We start from the raw sequence: 16,840 nt of genomic DNA on the forward strand, positions 1-16,840 counted from the left end.
ATGAGTCCAAAAATGCAGAATACCTTACGTTTAACACTGTCCTATATTGCCATCGCTATAGCTTGTGTCATCATCTTGTATCCAGTTCTGTGGATTGTAGGGTCTTCCTTTAATCCTGGTGACAGTCTATCTGGATCATCCATTATCCCGAAGGATGCAACATTGGAGCATTACAAATCGTTATTTAATACCGCTGAAAGTGATTATTTACTTTGGTATTGGAACACATTGAAGATTTGTATCATCACAATGATTCTAGCCGTAGCGATGATCTCCTGTATGGCGTATGCCTTCTCACGCTATCGTTTCGTCGGTCGTAAAAATGGATTAATGACTTTCTTAATTCTTCAAATGATCCCGAACTTTGCAGCACTTATTGCGATCTATGTATTAGCTTATACAACGGGTTTGTTAGATACGCACTTTGCGCTGATTCTTGTTTATACAGGTGGTTTACTACCAATGAATACCTGGCTTGCTAAAGGATACTTTGATACAATTCCAAAAGAGCTTGATGAATCAGCTCGAATCGATGGAGCAGGTCATTTCCGTATCTTCTGGCAAATCATATTGCCACTTGCGAAACCGATTCTTGCTGTTGTAGCATTATTTAGTTTCATTACACCGTTTACGGACTTTATTCTTGCTCAAGTTATTCTTCGTAGTGAAGATAAATATACGCTGGCGGTAGGTCTTTACAAAATGATTTCTGATCAGTTTGGTAATGAGTTTACAACGTTCGCCGCAGGATCAGTATTGATTGCGATTCCAATATCAATTTTATTCCTATCGCTCCAACGTTACTTTATATCTGGCCTTACTGCTGGAGGAACGAAAGGATAGATCAAGACGTGAGAAAGAAGAGAGAGAGGAAAGCTACTCTTGCAGCTTCTTTCTCTTTTTTTATCCTAACCTTTTGTTTAGAGACCTTTAATAGGCACGATTGTTTCTCTATAGTAGATGTCATTTTCAATAGAAATCGTTTACAATGAATCATTAGATAGTTAAGATAGACCAATTACTTATCATATGAAACGAACAAGCGAAAGCTTTGTATAGGAGGAAATCCCAATGGCAGTAACGATTAAAGATGTAGCGAAGCTTGCCAATGTTGCGCCATCGACGGTATCACGTGTGATCGCAAATAATCCACGAATTAGTGAGCAAACGAAACGTCGTGTCAGAGAGGCGATGGAAGAGCTTGGCTACCACCCTAACTATAATGCAAGAAGTCTAGCGAACCGGAGTACACAAACGATTGGCCTTGTTATGCCGAGTTCAGCAGATAAAGTATTACAGAATCCATTCTTTCCGGAGGTTCTTCGGGGCATTAGTACGAAGGCTCATGAAAAAGATTATACTTTGTATATGTCTACTGGGGCAACAGAAGAAGAAATGTTAGAAGGCGTAATGGGGATGGTTCACGGGCGCAGAGTGGACGGTATTGTAATGCTTTATTCAAGAATCGATGATAAAATCATGACGTTTCTACAGGAACAAAATTTTCCGTTTACCGTTATTGGGAAGCCACTAGTAAATCCAGATTCAATCACTCATGTCGATAATGATAATTTTAACGCGGCAAAAGATGTAACCGAGCATTTTATTGGCAAAGGTCATGAACGAATCGCATTTGTAGGAGGGAATTTAGATCTAGTCGTAACCGTGGAGCGGTTACACGGTTATGAAAAAGCCCTACAGGAAGCGGAAATCCCACTCCAGGACGATTATGTTGTTCATGTCGAGTTTCTAAAAGAAGGCGGACAGGAAGCGGTAATGGAATTATTTTCGTTAGAAAATCCTCCAACCGCGCTAGTTGTTGCAGATGATCTCATGGCCCTAGGTATCATGAGCAAGCTTGATGAGATTGGTCTTTCTGTTCCTGAAGATGTTTCTATTATTAGTTTTAATAATGTGATGCTCGCTGAATATGCGAGTCCGCCGCTTACTTCAGTTGATATTAATATTTTTCAACTAGGTTATCAGGCTGTGAACTGTTTACTAGAGAAAATTAGTGATCCTGAATCAGGAAACAAACGTGTTTGTGTACCACACCAAGTTGTGGAGCGCTGGACCGTTAGGACAATCAACCAGAATGAGAGTATGAAATAGCCACGAAGGTGGCTATTTATTTTGGGGATTTTTTGAGAAGGGTGTTAAAGGATTGAATTTAAGTAATGAAAAAATAAAACTTTGAACAAGCAGTCACTTGCCGTTCCAACTTACATTACTCCAACGTTTACTATTAGTAAGTGAATTTATTTAAGTGGGGTGAGAATATGGGATGTTCAGGATGTGGTGGAAGTTATGCAGGAGGTGCATTTCCTAGACAAGGAGCACAGGGAATTCCAGGGCCTCCAGGTCCAGAAGGTCCAGAAGGTCCAGAAGGCCCAGTAGGACCAGAGGGACCGTCAGTGACTTCAACGTCCGGATTTGCCGCTAATACTTCGAATGCTAATATAAATACCGATATTTTAGGGACGGATTTAACTTTGCCGGATTCACAAAGTTTGCCACTAACGATAACTGTCGATGGCACTAATACTTTCTTTACAGTCCAAGAAGATGGAAGATATCGTCTTTCGTATCATATTAATCCAGAAGCTGCTTCTATCATAAATTCTAGAATAGTCGTAAATGGAGTGGAGTTACCACAAACTGTTATTTCTCCGACGGTAGCATCGACTAAATTTAGCGCAGAAGCCATAGTTTCTTTATTAGCTGGAGATGTTATTTCACTGCAACTATTTGGAGTGGCTACCTTAATTATACTAGATTCTGGCGTAGGGGCTTCACTAACAATTATGAGAGTAGAATAATCGACTATATTTAATAAGAAACATGCTAGATCATATTGTTTTGGCTCAATGCAATTGGTCAACACAGATCATAAATCAGCCCAAGGGCGGTCAATAGCTAATAGAAAAAGGATCGCGTGATTAGCACGCGATCCTTTTTAATATAGGATTAAATTAACATACAGTAGATATTGCCTGGTTACTAGTAGCGATTTTACCACAGCTGAACTCGACTTCGGCTACATTAAGAACAAAACAGTTACATCGTTTCACAACAATCTGGAAGAAAATTGTAACGGTATCACCGACATCAATATCATCGAGGTCAATACCATATTGGGGATTACTACCTGGATATTGCACACCATCAATATACAAACTGTTCTCAATAAATTGGGTGCAAGCTGGAAGGTAATCAGTAAAGATTACGTTAATAGCGGGAACAACGCCGTTGTTTGTAATGGTGATCGTATACGAAAGCACGTCAAGATAGGTGGAAAATGGCTTATCAACGGTTTTCACGATATCTAAAATGGCATCCCCCTCGTCAATTTGAACGCCTAGTGCATTAGGCATATAAGCATCACCTGAAGATGTGAAGCGGAAAACAGCCGTTGATTGGTTGTTCGGTAATAGGCCAGCCCCACTGACGTTTGTAATATCCCATCCCTGTCTTCCGGCAACAATATTCGTTAATGTAAAAGGATCCTGGTTCCGAGTGCCAAATGTTCCGCTTGTGTCAAGATTTCCTGTGTCATCATTAATTTGAGAGCCGAAAAAGTTCCCAACTGGATTATTAGGTCCTGAGAGAAGGGTTAATGTACCTGCATCAGGCCCAAAAAGAGCTTGATCTCCTCCTATATTCGCGTCACCTTCTTGAGCTGAGATGAGTAAACGGGCATCTACCGTACCTGAAGGAGGAGTCATAAAACCTGAAATGGGAATATCAATAATAGGATTCAAAGGGTTAATAACGATACCATCTGCCCCAACAAATAAATTTAAAGATCGATTTGGTAATGTACTATTCGCATAAACAACAGCAAGCGTCCATCCTGCATGGTTCGTATCAGCTGTGGAAGCTTGTAGAGGATCAAGCAGTCCTGGTACGCCACCAGTGGTGTATGTACCAGCACCAGCTGCTTGAACAATTGATGTAACATCATTGGAACGCATGTAAAATCCTCTCGTGTTTGGTCCAAAAGTAAATGTAGGTTCATTACTAGTTGTTGGATCGGGACTAATTGTGAAGTCAGTCCCATTTGGATCAGTGAAGGTAACAGAATTATTAATTTCAGATGTAATATCTTCGTTTACTGAAAGGTAATTTCCTCCCCAGATTAATTCAGCATATAAAATAGTGCTTCCTGCTGGTATTACGAGATTAGCCTCTGAGTTATTTAAGGTATAATCAAGAGTGGTTCCTGGTGGAAAAGTTGGCACTTGAAGTGTTGTATCAGTTGTAATAAATGCTCCGATACTACCTTGTGTTCCTGCTTCATTAGCGTTAAGTAACTGACTTAAACCTAACGTATTTCCTGTAAATGTCATGGCTCCACACGTTCGGGTGGAGTATCGATTGATAAGAACCATAATGACAACCCCTATTGAACATACGTGTTCAAATATAGTCTAAAATTATTTTCTCTATACTATATGAATGCAGTAAAAAGACGTATAAACTCTTGTCCAATTGAATCTTAAAAATCATTTTTTATAGAGTAACTAATATAAAAAAACCTCCCAAAGGAGGTTTTAAGATGTTAAAAACTGTCCGCCATTAATGTGAATGGTTTGACCGGTCATATAAGAAGATCCGTCCGAACCAAGAAGAACGTAAGCTGCAGCCAATTCTTCTGGCTGACCCGGTCTCCCCATAGGTGTATTCGTACCAAAGTTTTTCACTTTTTCTGCTGAGAAGGTGGAAGGGATAAGCGGTGTCCAAATAGGACCAGGTGCAACGCTGTTGACACGAATTCCTTTTCCAACGAGCGACTTTGCGAGACTCCTTGTGAACGTAGTGATTGCGCCTTTTGTACTAGAGTAATCGATCAGCTGGTCATTGCCTTCATAGGCGGTTACGGAGGAAGTGTTAATGATTGCACTTCCATTTTTTAGATGGGGAAGAGCGGCTTTCGTCAGATGAAACATGGAAAAAACGTTGGTGCGGAATGTTTTTTCGAGCTGTTCAGCACTAATTTCTTCTATTCCCTGTTGGGGGTGCTGTTCTGCTGCATTATTAATTAAAATATCGAGCTGTCCGAAATGATCAATCACCTGTTTAATCAAATCGTAAGCAAAGCTTTCACTTCCAATGTCTCCCGGCAACAATAAACATTCGCTTCCGACTTCTTCGATTTTTTGCTTCGTAAGTTGCGCATCTTCATGTTCGTCAAGATAAACAATGGCGATTTTTGCTCCTTCTTTTGCATAAGCAATCGCAACGGCTTCACCTATCCCACTATCTCCTCCAGTAATGAGGACGACTTTATTCGTTAATTTTCCTGATCCTTTATAATCTGGGTCTTCCATTAAGGGCTTTGGATTCATTTCTTGCTGAGATCCTGGTTGATGATTTTGATGTTGTGCTGGTTGTCCATCCGTTTGTCTAAAATCTGGTCGCATGGGATAGCTCCTTTCAAATCATATATATGTAAGGAGTTTCCAATAGAGAGAATTTCTAAACCTAAAGTCTGAGAATATAATGATGACATTTCCATTACATGATAAAATGAAACAAACCTATAATGTAGTTTGTGAGGCGAGAGGTATGAATTTTGATTTAAGCGAATCTGAATTTGAAGAACGATTTGCGTCGTTTTTGGAACAAAGTCAGCCCGAAATTGTAGAAAAGTGGCTGCTTGGCGCAAAAATTTCTCAAGAGGATCCTTATTATGAAGAAATCATTAAGAATGGGAAACGAACGGTTGAACTTATCTCTCGTTATATTCGTCTTCAGGATGAAAGCTGGATTATGACATTAACTAAGAAAATTGCCAATGAGCGAATTGAAGCAAATGTTAATATCGGAGAGTTTATTGCGAATATTAATTTTGGGAGATCAGTGGTGATCTCTGTCTTAAACGAATCATCATTTGATAGAGATGAACTTTCGAAAGGTATTCAAATCATTAATAATTACTTTAACGCCTATTCGTATCATTCAGTGACGGAATACACGAAGGTGAAGGATAATATCATTCATGATAAAAACAAATTTATACAAGAAATGCATAGTGATCGTTTAACCATTCTTGGTCAGCTAGGTGCGAGCTTTGCTCATGAGTTTCGCAATCCTCTTACCTCCATTAAAGGATTTTTAAAATTATTAGAAGATGATAGTGATGCTAATAATTTAATCGAGAAACATTATTTCGAAATCCTTAATAGCGAAATGAAAAGTCTAGAAGAGAAGGTAAGTCAATTTCTTTTCTTATCAAAAATGCGTGGGAGCGATGATCGCCCTCTTTCATTAAATTTAAGTGGATTATTAAGATATACTATTGAAATTCTTTATCCAAGACTACTAGAATCAAAGATAGAAGTGGAAACAGCAATTCATCCAGACATTCCACTGTTCGGTGTAGAAGAACAAATCAAACAAGTCATTCTTAATATTATGATTAACTCGATTGAAGAGTTAAATGAAAATAAAATCGATCATCGAAAAATTGAGATGAGCGCAAAAGAAAACCATGGACGAATCACGATTGAAATTTCCAATAACGGACGGCAAATTTCATCGCATCTTGTTGAAAGTATCTTTCAACCGTTCATTAGTACAAAAAAACTAGGGACGGGTCTTGGATTGTCTGTTTGCAAGCAAATTATTGAAAAGCACGAAGGTGTGATTTCAGTGCGATCAAATCCAGAAAAAACAACTTTTGTTATCGAACTTCCAGTAATGGTTGACAAAGGTGTGAAAGAAGAGTAGCTTAATAGTTATCAAACTATCAATCAAAAAAGCTTTTTATATATCCACTAGGGGAGTCATTTATATGACTGAGACAGGATGTCCTGGACCCTTTGAACCTGATCTGGTTAGCGCCAGCGGAGGAAAGTGGAGACGGATGCCACCGCAGCCGCTCCATTTTTGGAGCGGCTTTTGAACGTTGTAAAATAACGTTGAGTCGCTTCAGAAATGACGGAACAACGGCATTCAAGCTCCTTTCCTCTTTATCAGTTGGATGAAAAGCGGAGAGGAGTTTTTTTATGTCGTTTACTGAACAGTTAAGAGAGGAAGCAGCACCAATTTTTGAAGGAATCTTTAACCATCCATTTGTAAGAGGAATTGCGGAGGGAAAGTTAGAGAAGGAACAGCTTGTTCACTATGTAAAGCAGGACTTTGAATATTTGAATACATTTGTTCGAATCTATGGCATTGCGCTATCGAAATGTGAAAACAGAGAAGAGATGGCGCTTTTCACTGAACAAATATCATTTGTACTCCATAGTGAGGTTCATCCTCATAATAATTTGTGTCAAGCTGCAGGCGTCACTTATGAAGAACTGCAAGGCTATTCCCTCGCCCCGACGGCACACCATTATACGAGGCATATGCTTGACGCTGCTCATTCAGGTACGCTCGGAGAAATCGTTGCAGCGCTTCTGCCATGTCCATGGACATACCTTGAGATTGGTCAGCGTTTAATGGAAGAGGTTAATCCTAAAGAAGATCATCCTTTTTATGATTGGATTACGTTTTACGGAGAGAAGTCAATGGAACCAGTGACGGATCAACTAAGAAAAATCCTCGATCAGTGGGCTGAGACGGCACCTGAAAGAGAATTGAAGCGAATCAGGGACTATTTCATTCTTAGCTGTCAGTTGGAATATGGTTTCTGGGAAATGGCTTATCAAGTAGAAGAGTGGCCAATCTCCCTCCAAAAAGGTGAGCGGGTATGAAACGACTAAAGCTTTCGGACATTTTGATTACGATCGTGATTGCCCTTGTTTTTGGGATTATTTATAAATTGTGGGGACCGGTCTATAACGTCTTTAAACCATTTGGCCTTCATATTGGTGATGTGATTTACGGAATGTGGTTTATTGCGGGAACTGTGGCAGTGCTTCTTCTTCGTAAGCCTGGTGTGGCACTACTTGCAGAAACAGCTGCAGCTTCTGGTGAATTTCTTGTTGGTTCAGAATATGGATTATCTGTTCTTCTATATGGAATTGTTCAAGGATTAGGAACGGAATTAATGTTTGCCTTATTTGGCTATAAACGATACACCGCATTTGTTGCGGCGCTTGGAGGGATTGCTGCTGCGGTAGGCTCCATTGTCATGGATGCTGCCTATGGATATGTGATGGACCTTGCTCTATGGAATTTACTACTTCTCATTGGTGCTAGGTTAATAGGTGGTTTTCTACTAGCTGGGCTACTTGCTTATTTCCTTGTAGAAGCTCTAGAGAAAACAGGTGTTACTAGCTTGGTTAGACCAGCAAGTGATGAAGATTATAAGGCGTTAGATCAGTAAGGAGTGGTTATATGAAAGTGGGTGTATCAAACCTTCGTGTAAAATATGCGGGAGCGGAAACGCTGTTATTTAATAAATTATCTCTTGAGATTGCAGAAGGGGAAAAGGTCTTATTTCTTGGTCCGAGCGGTTGTGGTAAATCCACTCTTCTGCAAATATTATCTGGGTTAATACCAAATGCCGTTCCAGTGCCTATGAAGGTAGATGCCAAAAGCATTCCAAAATCTTCAGGCGTCGTATTTCAAGATCCTGATTCTCAGTTTTGTATGCCATATGTGGATGAAGAGATGGCATTCGTACTGGAAAATCGTGCTGTCCCGCAACCTGAAATGGAAGGGTTAATTCGTCATTATCTTGAGAAGGTAGGTCTTTCCTTTAAGGATCCGCATATTGAGATTAATTCACTTTCACAAGGAATGAAACAGCGACTAGCCATTGCATCCATGCTTGCACTTGAGCCAGACGTGATTTTTTTGGATGAACCGACCGCATTACTTGATCCTGCAGGTACTTCTGACGTATGGAAAACAATTAAGCAAATTAATGCTACACAAACAATGATTATCGTGGAGCATAAGATTAATGAAGTGATTGATTTTGTTGATCGCATCGTCCTTTTCGATGCAGAGGGAAGGATTATCGCAGATGCCGACCCAAACAGTATCTTCTCCTTTTATAAACATAAGATGAAAGAATATGGGATTTGGTATCCGGGCGTATGGGAAGAACATACAAGTGAAAAAAATCTTCCTGCATCGTATGTTAAAGGGGAAGAAATTCTTGAGATTAAACAGTTAAAAGGGTATCGTGGCAAAATCCCAAAAATTGAAGTGCATAATGGATCAGCTCATGAAGGAGAATGGATTGTGGTTACCGGAAAGAATGGAGCAGGTAAAAGCTCCTTTCTTTTAAGTTTAATGAATGTGATGAAAACGTCCGGGAAAAAGAGAGTAAAGAATCAGGAATTAAAATCGATCAAAGATTCCCGTGAGCAGCTAGCTTTTGTTTTTCAAAATCCAGAATTTCAATTTGTGACGAATTCTGTCTATGATGAACTTGCTTATTCCCTTGAAATGATAGGAGATGTGGAAGTAGATCAAAAAGTAGCCCAGTGGCTTCAAGCATATGATCTTAAGCAAGTGCGAACTCTTCATCCGTACCAGCTTTCTACGGGGCAAAAAAGAAGGTTAAGCGTAGGAACGGCCATGTTTGGTTCTCAACCGATTCTCTTGTTAGACGAACCAACATTTGGTCAGGATGCAAGTAATACGTTTAAGTTGCTAGCTTTATTTGAACAATTAAGGTCAAAGGGAATGCTCATTATCATGGTGACGCATGATGAGGAGATTGTTCAAAATTATGGGACGAGAGAGTGGGTCATTGAAGAGGGTAAGCTAACCGCTGATCGAGAACTTCTGAGAAGGGAAGAGAGGGAACATCATGCAGTGGACTCTACAATATAAAGAAACATGGCTTCATCGTTTAAATCCTGCTTTCAAATTGGTGTTCATTTTAGCATTATTTATCCTTCTTCTATTCGTTCACAATCCAAATTTGATTAGCAATGTAACAGTGGTTCCATTAATTCTCGTCTTGTTCGCCACAGGACATCAGAAAAAGATACTAGCGATCTTAATGATTCCATTTTTGTTATTATTTTTCTCAAGTGCTTCTAGTATGATGTTCTTTGGTCAAGGAACAACGACTTGGTGGAAGTGGGGAATCGTTCATATTACAGAAGAGAGCTTCTTTCGAGGTCTTCACATCGGGTTTCGAGCTTTAAATTTCGCCTTGCTCGGACTTCTATTCGCTTTGACAACGAGGCCAGTATTTCTCTTCTATTCCCTCGTTCAACAGCTTAAAGTACCGCCTCGGTATGCCTATAGCTTTATGGCTGCTGTTCGGATTCTTCCTGTTATGATGGAGGAATTCCAACAGCTAAGAGCTGCATTACTTATTAGAGGTATAAAAAAGAAAAAAGGGTTCGCTCGAATCATGCAGTCTGTGACGCTTTATGCGGTGCCATTGCTTTCTCAAAGTATTCGTAGAGCTCATCGCATTGCAGTTGCCATGGAAGCGAAGCAATTCAATAATAAGGAACGAACTTATTATTACAAACAGACCTTTTCGAGAGTAGACGTATATTTTATACTCTACATCACGCTAGGTTTTTCTCTTGCTTATTGGGGTGGTCTAACATTTCCTTACTTCGATATCACAGATGTTAGAAATTAAGAAACCGGCTGGTTAGCCGGTTTCTTTTCATTGCTTGATCTCTACAAGTGGTCAGTATCCTTAGAATACTGGTGTTTCCCGCCTTCACGGTTTTCTTCTTTCAACTTGTTTTTCAACATTCGTTTAGCATTATGATCAACTGCTTTTTTATTATTATCTTTTGTTGATGACACGTTATGTCCTCCCTTGCTAGGATTGCCATGCACAATAATAGAGTACGCGATTATACGACATCCTATGTAAAAGGAAGTTATTTATTTAAGAAAAACAATGCAAGTGTTCCTGGTCCTGAGTGAGAGCCAATCGTAGCGCCTACTTCATGAATGACAAAGTGCTCACTCCCATATGTGTCTTGAATCGCACTTTTTAATTTTTCAGCGCTTTCAAGGTCATCTCCATGTGATATGCCGATTAATTGAGACTGAAGATTAACACCGCGTTCTTGCATGATCTCAACCATACGCTTTGTGACTTTGTTTTTTCCACGAATTTTTTCAATCGGAACAAGTTTCCCGTCTTCAACGTGGAGCACCGGTTTGATTTTTAACATTCCACCAAAGAAGGCCGAAGCTTTGCTGACGCGACCGCCGCGCTGAAGGAACTCCAGGTCGTCTACTGTGAAAATGTGTTCCATGTGCGTTAAATACTTGCTGTTTAAGCTTTCTGATATTTGCTCAAATCCTTCACCTTTTTCAGCAAGCTCTGCAGCGTGGATCGCCATAAGTCCGTAGCCGAGAGAAGCAGCTTTGGAATCAATGACCTCCATTTGTACGTCAGGGTATTCTTCCTGTACTTCATTTTTTATGATGGCAGCGGATTGGTATGTACCTGAAATGCCAGAAGATAGCGCAATATAAATAAAAGGCTGACCCATTTTAGCGTATTTCGTAAATGTCTCTCGTATCCGTGCTGGAGGAATTTGCGACGTTTTGGCCATTGTACCTTCTCGCAAAGTCTTATATAACTCTTTTGCTTGGATCTCTTCACGGTCATAATACTCCTGATCTCCGATAATGACCATTAGTGGCATGATGTCGATGTCGTGCTTTCGTGCGAGATCCTCTGGCAAATCGGAGGCGCTATCTGTAATGATTTTAACTGTCATGGACGATCGTCCCTTCTTCATTTTTAAGTCAGTATGTAAATGAATGTTTGTTATAATCAAGTTTATCCCATTAGTAAAGAGGAAATCAATCCTATTGATGGGGTTGAATAGAAAACAGTTGACGTAGATTAGATAGTTTGATTAGATATACTTGGCTTAGTAGATGTGGCTTTACCTAATCGTCACTTATAAAGATCGGATCCTGAGAGTATTGTCAATCGGATCAGTCTCTACTTATATTCTGTAAACGAGTTAAATCTCTGTTTCAAAAAAGAAGGTGTTCTTATTGGAAGAAGTAAAAAAAATTATTGTCATTCTCTTAGGTGCGATTCTTGGTGCAGTTTCTTTGAACTTATTTCTTATCCCTGCCAATGTATATGCTAGTGGTTTTACTGGTATCGCACAGCTCATTTCTAGTGTACTAAGTGATTATACGCCTATTTCAATCTCAACGGGTATTTTACTTATGTTACTAAATATCCCTGTAGCTATTCTGGGGTGGAAGAAAGTGGGCAAGTCTTTTACATTATATAGCGTCATTAGTGTAGGAGCTACTACCTTTTTCCTTGAAATCATTCCAGTTCAGGCTCTGTCAGAAGATATACTGCTCAATGCAGTGTTTGGCGGAGTAATTGCAGCGATTGGTATCGGTTTTACATTAAAATGGGGGGCTTCCACCGGGGGAATGGACATCGTAGCCATGATTCTATCCCGCATGAAAGACCGTCCAATCGGTACGTATTTCTTCAGCATGAACGCGTTGATTATCCTCACCGCAGGAATGCTTTATGGCTGGGAAAAAGCCCTTTATACGCTCGTTACCTTATACGTATCATCTCGAGTAATCGACGTCATTCATACACGTCACGAAAAACTAACAGCTATGATCGTAACTTCCAAAGGAAATGAAATGCAAAAAGCCATTCATGACCGTCTTGTAAGAGGAATCACCAAGCTTCCTGCCAAAGGTGCTTACAGAGGAGAAGACAAAGAAATGCTCATGATCGTCGTCACACGTTATGAACTATACGACCTCGAGCACATCATCCAAGACATCGACCCAACCGCCTTCACCAACATAGTCAACACCACAGGCATCTTCGGATTCTTTAGAACGGATGGTTAAGAAAAGCGGAAGTGAGCGTTTAGGGACGACAAGCGCTGGAGGCCCTTCATTTGAACACGGTTTTTGTGTTCGGATGAAGGGCTGAAGCGATCGAGTCCCTGCTCACTGCAGCTAGACAATAAAAGCGGAAGTGCCCGATTAGCCTCGACAAGCGCTGGAGCCCCACAAAAAGAACACGCCCTTTGTGTTCATTTTGTGGGGTGAAGCGATCGAGAGGCTGGGCGCTGCAGCTAGACAAGAAAAGCGGAAGTGGGCGTTTAGACACGGCAGGCACTGGAGCCTTTTCATTTGAACACGTTTTTTGTGTACGAATGAAAAGGTGAAGTGACCGAGTGTCTGTCCACTGCAGCTAGACAAGAAAAGCGGAAGTGGGCGTTTAGACACGGCAGGCACTGGAGCCTTTTCATTTGAACACGTCCTTTATGTTCTACTAAAAAAGTGAAACATCTCACCTACTACTTAACAACACAAAAAAAGTTCCTCGGGTATCCGAGGAACTTTTTTCTATGCGTTATTAGAGATTGTTTCTTTTACTTCTGGAAGTAATGTATCCCAATCTGCCTCTGGCATCTTATTAATTGTAATAAAATCCTGGTATCCAAACACATTATCAACACCATCTAATTTAAGAAGTGCAGCAGCCATTTGGTGATCAGGATTGTCATTCTTCTTGAAAGAATGGCTTGAAGTTCCTTCGAAAAGCTGTTGATCTGCCGTGATTTTAATAGCATTTGGGTTTGGTGTGCGATCTACGCGTAATTCCATTTTATAAACGCCTCCTTTCTCTACCATCTCTTAGTGTATCAGAAACAACTCTTTCAGCAAATAATCTTTAAGAAGAGAAGGTAAACCCGTATCTTTTTGAGATAATGTCATGGAAACCGAGGGAATTGTAAAGGTGTTTTGTAACAGCGTTATGAATTCCTGTCTCAAGTTCAATGCCCTTAATACCTTCATTCTCAGCCCAATAAATCACATGAAGTAGTAATTTCCTACCAATACCTCTATTTCGTGCATCTGGATCAACAAATAATTCATTTAACCAAATATATGGACCACCACTAGAGAGGCTGACGCCGATATTAAAAAACGCGACACCATGAACTTCATCATCAGACTCTGCGACAACGATTCGTGATGCTGTCTGTTCATCAAGAGCAAGCTTTACTCCTTTAATGAGTTTATCGTAGCTTCCATCTTGATCAGAACGAGTAATTTGCTTCATTAATAACTTTGAAACCTTTTCAATCATGTCTTCATCTGTCTGGCTAGATAATTGGTACACATTCATTACCGTTCCACCTCCGTCATACTGTTTCGACTTAAAACACTTCAATTCCTTTTTAAGAAGGTTTGAATAAAGTTTTTAATTAATTTCAAGATATTTGAAACATTCAGCCTTTTCTATTCGTCTATATAGAGTAAGAAAGGAGCTAATACATTGAATTTAATTTTTTCATGGAGCTCTGGGAAGGACAGCGCCATAGCTTTATTCGATTGTTTAAAGCAATCACATCTTCAAGTGAAAGGATTATGGACGACCGTCAACGAAACAAATGGTGCCATCCCTTTTCACGGAGTACATGCAGCGCTTCTTGAAAAGCAGATAGCTGCTATTGGTCTTCCTCTAACGATAACCAATTTACCAGATAACTGTACAAATAAGCAATACGAGAAACTTGTTAGCGCACAATATAAGGTGTTTAAAGAAGCAGAAATAGAAGGGATCGTTTTCGCTGATTTATTTCTAGATGATATTCGTCGTTATCGGGAAACGCTTTTACAGGAGTGCAAACTGAAGGGTATATACCCATTATGGCAACATTCCACTTTACATACGGCAAAAAGATTCGTCTCCACAGGTTTTAAAGCAGTGATCACAACGGTTGATCAGTCAAAAATATCTCCTGATTGGATAGGAAAACCATTTGACGATAACTTTCTTCAATCCCTTCCAGACCACGTGGATCCGTGCGGTGAAAATGGAGAGTTTCATACGTTTGTATCGGACGGCCCAATTTTTGAAAAAGAAGTGATAGTTGAAATTCAAGAAATCGTAGAACAAGGCAAGTATCGAACAGCCATTTTAAAGACCTGGTAACAACGGAATGAAAGGGGGAGGAAAGAAATGCCTGTACTTGTTTGTTTTGGCGACTGCCTGACAGCGAGAGAAGTAGATGATAAAGGAAACGAACGCCTTACATCAAGGATAAGAGGGGCTCTTGATGAATGGATCGTGATTAATGCAGGTTCAACACCAACTTCTAGAGAAGGGGTATCGCGTTTTCAGTCTGATGTTCTCAGCTACAAACCGGATTATGTAACCATTTTCTTTGGAACGCAAGAAGCTTGTTTAGGACAAGGTTCAGATTTAAGTGAATTTGAAAGAAATATTGAGTACATGGTTAAGAATCTCCCCTCAGAACGAGTTATTCTTATATCGCCATCACCAGTAATGAATGAAGGAAATTTCTCCATGACCAATCAGAAAATAGAGGGTTATGCTGATCGAATTAAACATTTAGCAAATAAGCTTGGAACAAGACATATTGATCTCTGGAAACTGATACGTGAAAATAAGAAAAGTAAAATGCTTTATGAAAAAGATGGTCTTCAGCTAAATGCAAAAGGATATAAGCTGATAACGAAAGAAGTACTGAATTTGCTTGGCAGACGAACAAAATTTAAACCAGTCATTAAACTTTTTTAAAATGGTGTGACTATAAATGAACGCATTTCCACAAAGAAGAACCCGTCGCACATGACGGGTTCTTCTTTGTGGAAATTAAAAGGGTTTATTGGATGATTCATGGCTAAGTTCTTGTATAACTTCCTGGTAAGATGTGAGCTGTTCTTTTTCTGCGCTTGTAGATTGGTGAAAAGCTGCAGAAAGATTATTTTGGGCCACATCGATTTGGTTTTGCAACTCTGGATGACCTGCGGCCATTTGCTCCGCTTTTGCAACGGCTTCTCGAGCAAGCTGAAAATGACGATTACCCATCGTTATTCACCACCTGACAAATTTTCTTGTTGTTGTTTCTTACGTTGTTCATTGCTGAAGCTTGTCAGGTCGTGTTGGTCCATGTTTTGGACAACTCGATCCGCACCTTCTTTTACCATTCTCTTTGTTTTACTATTCTTTGCCATGATTAATCCCTCCCTTTCTTTTATAGGATGAGTTCAGCGATCTGTAATTATTCGATTTCCATCCTTATTTCATTAAACAAAAAAAGACAGCTTATGATAGCTGTCTTTTATCAGGTAGGATGATGTTTAGCCTTTCTTCAAGGAAGGAAGCAACACCATCTTCTTCATTGGTCATCGTGATTTCGTTAGAGATATTTTTTAATTCAGCAATCGCATTGCCCATCGCCACGCCAGTTCCAGCATATTCGATCATTTCAAGATCGTTATCTTCATCCCCGAAGGCAATGATTCTTTCTTGAGGGACATTGAAATGCTCGGCTAACCGTTTAAGTCCTACTGATTTGTTTAATCCCGCTCGAACAATTTCAATAATGTTTAAGGGAGCAGCCCAAACGCGATGCTCGATCATCTCAGCGTGATGCTCTTTTAACATTGACCGAAGATCAGCGAGCTGCTGTTCATGTGGATGAATGAGAAGAGATGTAGGATCGTCTTTAAGGTTTTTATGAATTTCACCTGTATAGATAGAAGATTCGTTCATAATCATATTTTGCATAATTAATTCATCATGCTGATGCAAATAAACATCATCCAACACTTCGGCCATGATGTTTTTTACGTTAATTTCACTACAAGAAGAGACGATGGATCTAGCCGTATTTAATTCCATTGGTGAGTGATACGTCCCGAATGAGCGATCAAGAGGATGATGTACAAAAGCTCCATTGAAATTAACTATTGGAGAATCGAGTGCCAATTCATTGTAATAGCGCACGCTTGCTCGATAAGGCCTTCCTGTTGCGATAGCAACATGGTGTCCCTGTTTTCTAGCTTCGGCAATAACAGATTTTGTGCGTTCAGAAATATTCTTTTCGCTGTTTAACAACGTGCCATCAAGATCAATTGCGATTAGATGCGGTTTAGTTGTCATAGAAGCTCCTTTGAAAAG

Annotated in this window: 20 protein-coding genes, 1 pseudogene and 1 riboswitch; of the genes and pseudogenes, 11 read left to right on the forward strand and 10 right to left on the reverse strand. The window is 39.8% G+C overall.

The genetic code is table 11. The annotated features are described in order from the left end of the window. From Q4550_RS16840 to Q4550_RS16850, 3 genes are all read left to right on the forward strand, one after another. Complete coding sequence (locus Q4550_RS16840; protein ID WP_226612558.1) at positions 1 to 843, forward strand: sugar ABC transporter permease; 843 nt, start codon at positions 1 to 3, stop codon at positions 841 to 843. A gap of 228 nt (positions 844 to 1,071) precedes the next feature. Continuing rightward, positions 1,072 to 2,112, forward strand: a complete 1,041-nt coding sequence (locus tag Q4550_RS16845; protein WP_303534748.1) for a LacI family DNA-binding transcriptional regulator — start codon at positions 1,072 to 1,074, stop codon at positions 2,110 to 2,112. A 167-nt stretch (positions 2,113 to 2,279) separates the two neighbouring features. Next, a complete protein-coding gene (locus Q4550_RS16850; protein ID WP_303534749.1) occupies positions 2,280 to 2,819 on the forward strand; it encodes a BclA C-terminal domain-containing protein in 540 nt (179 codons plus the stop codon). A 153-nt stretch (positions 2,820 to 2,972) separates the two neighbouring features. On the opposite strand, the gene Q4550_RS25190 is transcribed toward Q4550_RS16850, so the two are convergent. The 3 genes and pseudogenes from Q4550_RS25190 to Q4550_RS16860 form a co-directional block, all read right to left on the reverse strand. Then, the gene (locus Q4550_RS25190; RefSeq protein WP_483298568.1) at positions 2,973 to 3,725 is read right to left on the reverse strand and encodes a DUF11 domain-containing protein; all 753 of its coding nucleotides are present in this window, start codon (positions 3,723 to 3,725) and stop codon (positions 2,973 to 2,975) included. Positions 3,726 to 3,812: 87 nt separating this feature from the next. After that, positions 3,813 to 4,391 (reverse strand): annotated as a pseudogene (locus Q4550_RS25200) (hypothetical protein); the annotation flags it as partial. A 162-nt stretch (positions 4,392 to 4,553) separates the two neighbouring features. After that, a complete protein-coding gene (locus tag Q4550_RS16860; protein WP_303534753.1) occupies positions 4,554 to 5,423 on the reverse strand; it encodes an SDR family oxidoreductase in 870 nt (289 codons plus the stop codon). Between the two features lie 145 nt (positions 5,424 to 5,568). Here Q4550_RS16860 and Q4550_RS16865 point away from each other — a divergent pair, with 145 nt between their 5' ends. From Q4550_RS16865 to Q4550_RS16885, 5 genes are all read left to right on the forward strand, one after another. Next, the gene (locus Q4550_RS16865) at positions 5,569 to 6,732 is read left to right on the forward strand and encodes a histidine kinase N-terminal domain-containing protein (protein WP_303534754.1); all 1,164 of its coding nucleotides are present in this window, start codon (positions 5,569 to 5,571) and stop codon (positions 6,730 to 6,732) included. 39 nt (positions 6,733 to 6,771) lie between these two features. Next, a riboswitch (TPP riboswitch) is annotated at positions 6,772 to 6,874 on the forward strand. Between the two features lie 136 nt (positions 6,875 to 7,010). Next, the gene (tenA, locus tag Q4550_RS16870) at positions 7,011 to 7,703 is read left to right on the forward strand and encodes a thiaminase II (protein ID WP_303534756.1); all 693 of its coding nucleotides are present in this window, start codon (positions 7,011 to 7,013) and stop codon (positions 7,701 to 7,703) included. Continuing rightward, on the forward strand, positions 7,700 to 8,278 hold the full coding sequence (locus Q4550_RS16875) for an ECF transporter S component (protein ID WP_226612570.1): 579 nt from the start codon (positions 7,700 to 7,702) through the stop codon (positions 8,276 to 8,278). Before tenA ends, Q4550_RS16875 begins: the two co-directional genes overlap by 4 nt. 11 nt (positions 8,279 to 8,289) lie before the next feature. Then, positions 8,290 to 9,741, forward strand: coding sequence for an ABC transporter ATP-binding protein (locus Q4550_RS16880; RefSeq protein WP_303534774.1), 1,452 nt, complete (start codon positions 8,290 to 8,292; stop codon positions 9,739 to 9,741). After that, entirely contained in the window at positions 9,719 to 10,513 is a 795-nt protein-coding gene (locus Q4550_RS16885) for an energy-coupling factor transporter transmembrane component T family protein (protein WP_303534776.1), read from the forward strand. Before Q4550_RS16880 ends, Q4550_RS16885 begins: the two co-directional genes overlap by 23 nt. 41 nt (positions 10,514 to 10,554) lie before the next feature. Here Q4550_RS16885 and Q4550_RS16890 read toward each other — a convergent pair whose 3' ends face one another. Both Q4550_RS16890 and Q4550_RS16895 read right to left on the reverse strand, forming a co-directional pair. Continuing rightward, positions 10,555 to 10,686, reverse strand: a complete 132-nt coding sequence (locus Q4550_RS16890; protein WP_226612574.1) for a DUF3941 domain-containing protein — start codon at positions 10,684 to 10,686, stop codon at positions 10,555 to 10,557. Between the two features lie 77 nt (positions 10,687 to 10,763). Next, the gene (locus Q4550_RS16895; protein WP_303534779.1) at positions 10,764 to 11,618 is read right to left on the reverse strand and encodes a DegV family protein; all 855 of its coding nucleotides are present in this window, start codon (positions 11,616 to 11,618) and stop codon (positions 10,764 to 10,766) included. A gap of 277 nt (positions 11,619 to 11,895) precedes the next feature. On the opposite strand from Q4550_RS16895, the gene Q4550_RS16900 reads away from it, so the two are divergent. Further along, complete coding sequence (locus Q4550_RS16900) at positions 11,896 to 12,744, forward strand: YitT family protein (RefSeq protein WP_303534781.1); 849 nt, start codon at positions 11,896 to 11,898, stop codon at positions 12,742 to 12,744. Between the two features lie 504 nt (positions 12,745 to 13,248). Here Q4550_RS16900 and Q4550_RS16905 read toward each other — a convergent pair. Both Q4550_RS16905 and Q4550_RS16910 read right to left on the reverse strand, forming a co-directional pair. Then, positions 13,249 to 13,509, reverse strand: coding sequence for a NifU N-terminal domain-containing protein (locus Q4550_RS16905; RefSeq protein ID WP_303534782.1), 261 nt, complete (start codon positions 13,507 to 13,509; stop codon positions 13,249 to 13,251). Between the two features lie 67 nt (positions 13,510 to 13,576). After that, positions 13,577 to 14,035, reverse strand: coding sequence for a GNAT family N-acetyltransferase (locus tag Q4550_RS16910; protein ID WP_303534783.1), 459 nt, complete (start codon positions 14,033 to 14,035; stop codon positions 13,577 to 13,579). 150 nt (positions 14,036 to 14,185) lie between these two features. Here Q4550_RS16910 and Q4550_RS16915 point away from each other — a divergent pair, with 150 nt between their 5' ends. Beyond that, the gene (locus tag Q4550_RS16915) at positions 14,186 to 14,845 is read left to right on the forward strand and encodes a Dph6-related ATP pyrophosphatase (protein ID WP_303534784.1); all 660 of its coding nucleotides are present in this window, start codon (positions 14,186 to 14,188) and stop codon (positions 14,843 to 14,845) included. Positions 14,846 to 14,872: 27 nt separating this feature from the next. Continuing rightward, positions 14,873 to 15,454, forward strand: coding sequence for an SGNH/GDSL hydrolase family protein (locus tag Q4550_RS16920; RefSeq protein ID WP_303534786.1), 582 nt, complete (start codon positions 14,873 to 14,875; stop codon positions 15,452 to 15,454). A gap of 75 nt (positions 15,455 to 15,529) precedes the next feature. Here Q4550_RS16920 and Q4550_RS16925 read toward each other — a convergent pair whose 3' ends face one another. The 3 genes from Q4550_RS16925 to Q4550_RS16935 all read right to left on the reverse strand — a co-directional run bounded on the left by Q4550_RS16925 (position 15,530) and on the right by Q4550_RS16935 (position 16,822). Then, positions 15,530 to 15,745 (reverse strand): DUF3813 domain-containing protein, encoded by a 216-nt coding sequence (locus Q4550_RS16925; protein ID WP_303534787.1) that lies wholly within the window; start codon positions 15,743 to 15,745, stop codon positions 15,530 to 15,532. Between the two features lie 2 nt (positions 15,746 to 15,747). Next, positions 15,748 to 15,891 (reverse strand): hypothetical protein, encoded by a 144-nt coding sequence (locus Q4550_RS16930; protein WP_303534789.1) that lies wholly within the window; start codon positions 15,889 to 15,891, stop codon positions 15,748 to 15,750. Positions 15,892 to 15,982: 91 nt separating this feature from the next. Further along, complete coding sequence (locus Q4550_RS16935) at positions 15,983 to 16,822, reverse strand: Cof-type HAD-IIB family hydrolase (protein ID WP_303534791.1); 840 nt, start codon at positions 16,820 to 16,822, stop codon at positions 15,983 to 15,985. Between the last annotated feature and the right edge of the window lie 18 nt (positions 16,823 to 16,840).

This window comes from Anaerobacillus sp. 1_MG-2023 (assembly GCF_030547345.1).
Taxonomy (GTDB): domain Bacteria; phylum Bacillota; class Bacilli; order Bacillales; family Guptibacillaceae; genus Guptibacillus; species Guptibacillus hwajinpoensis_B.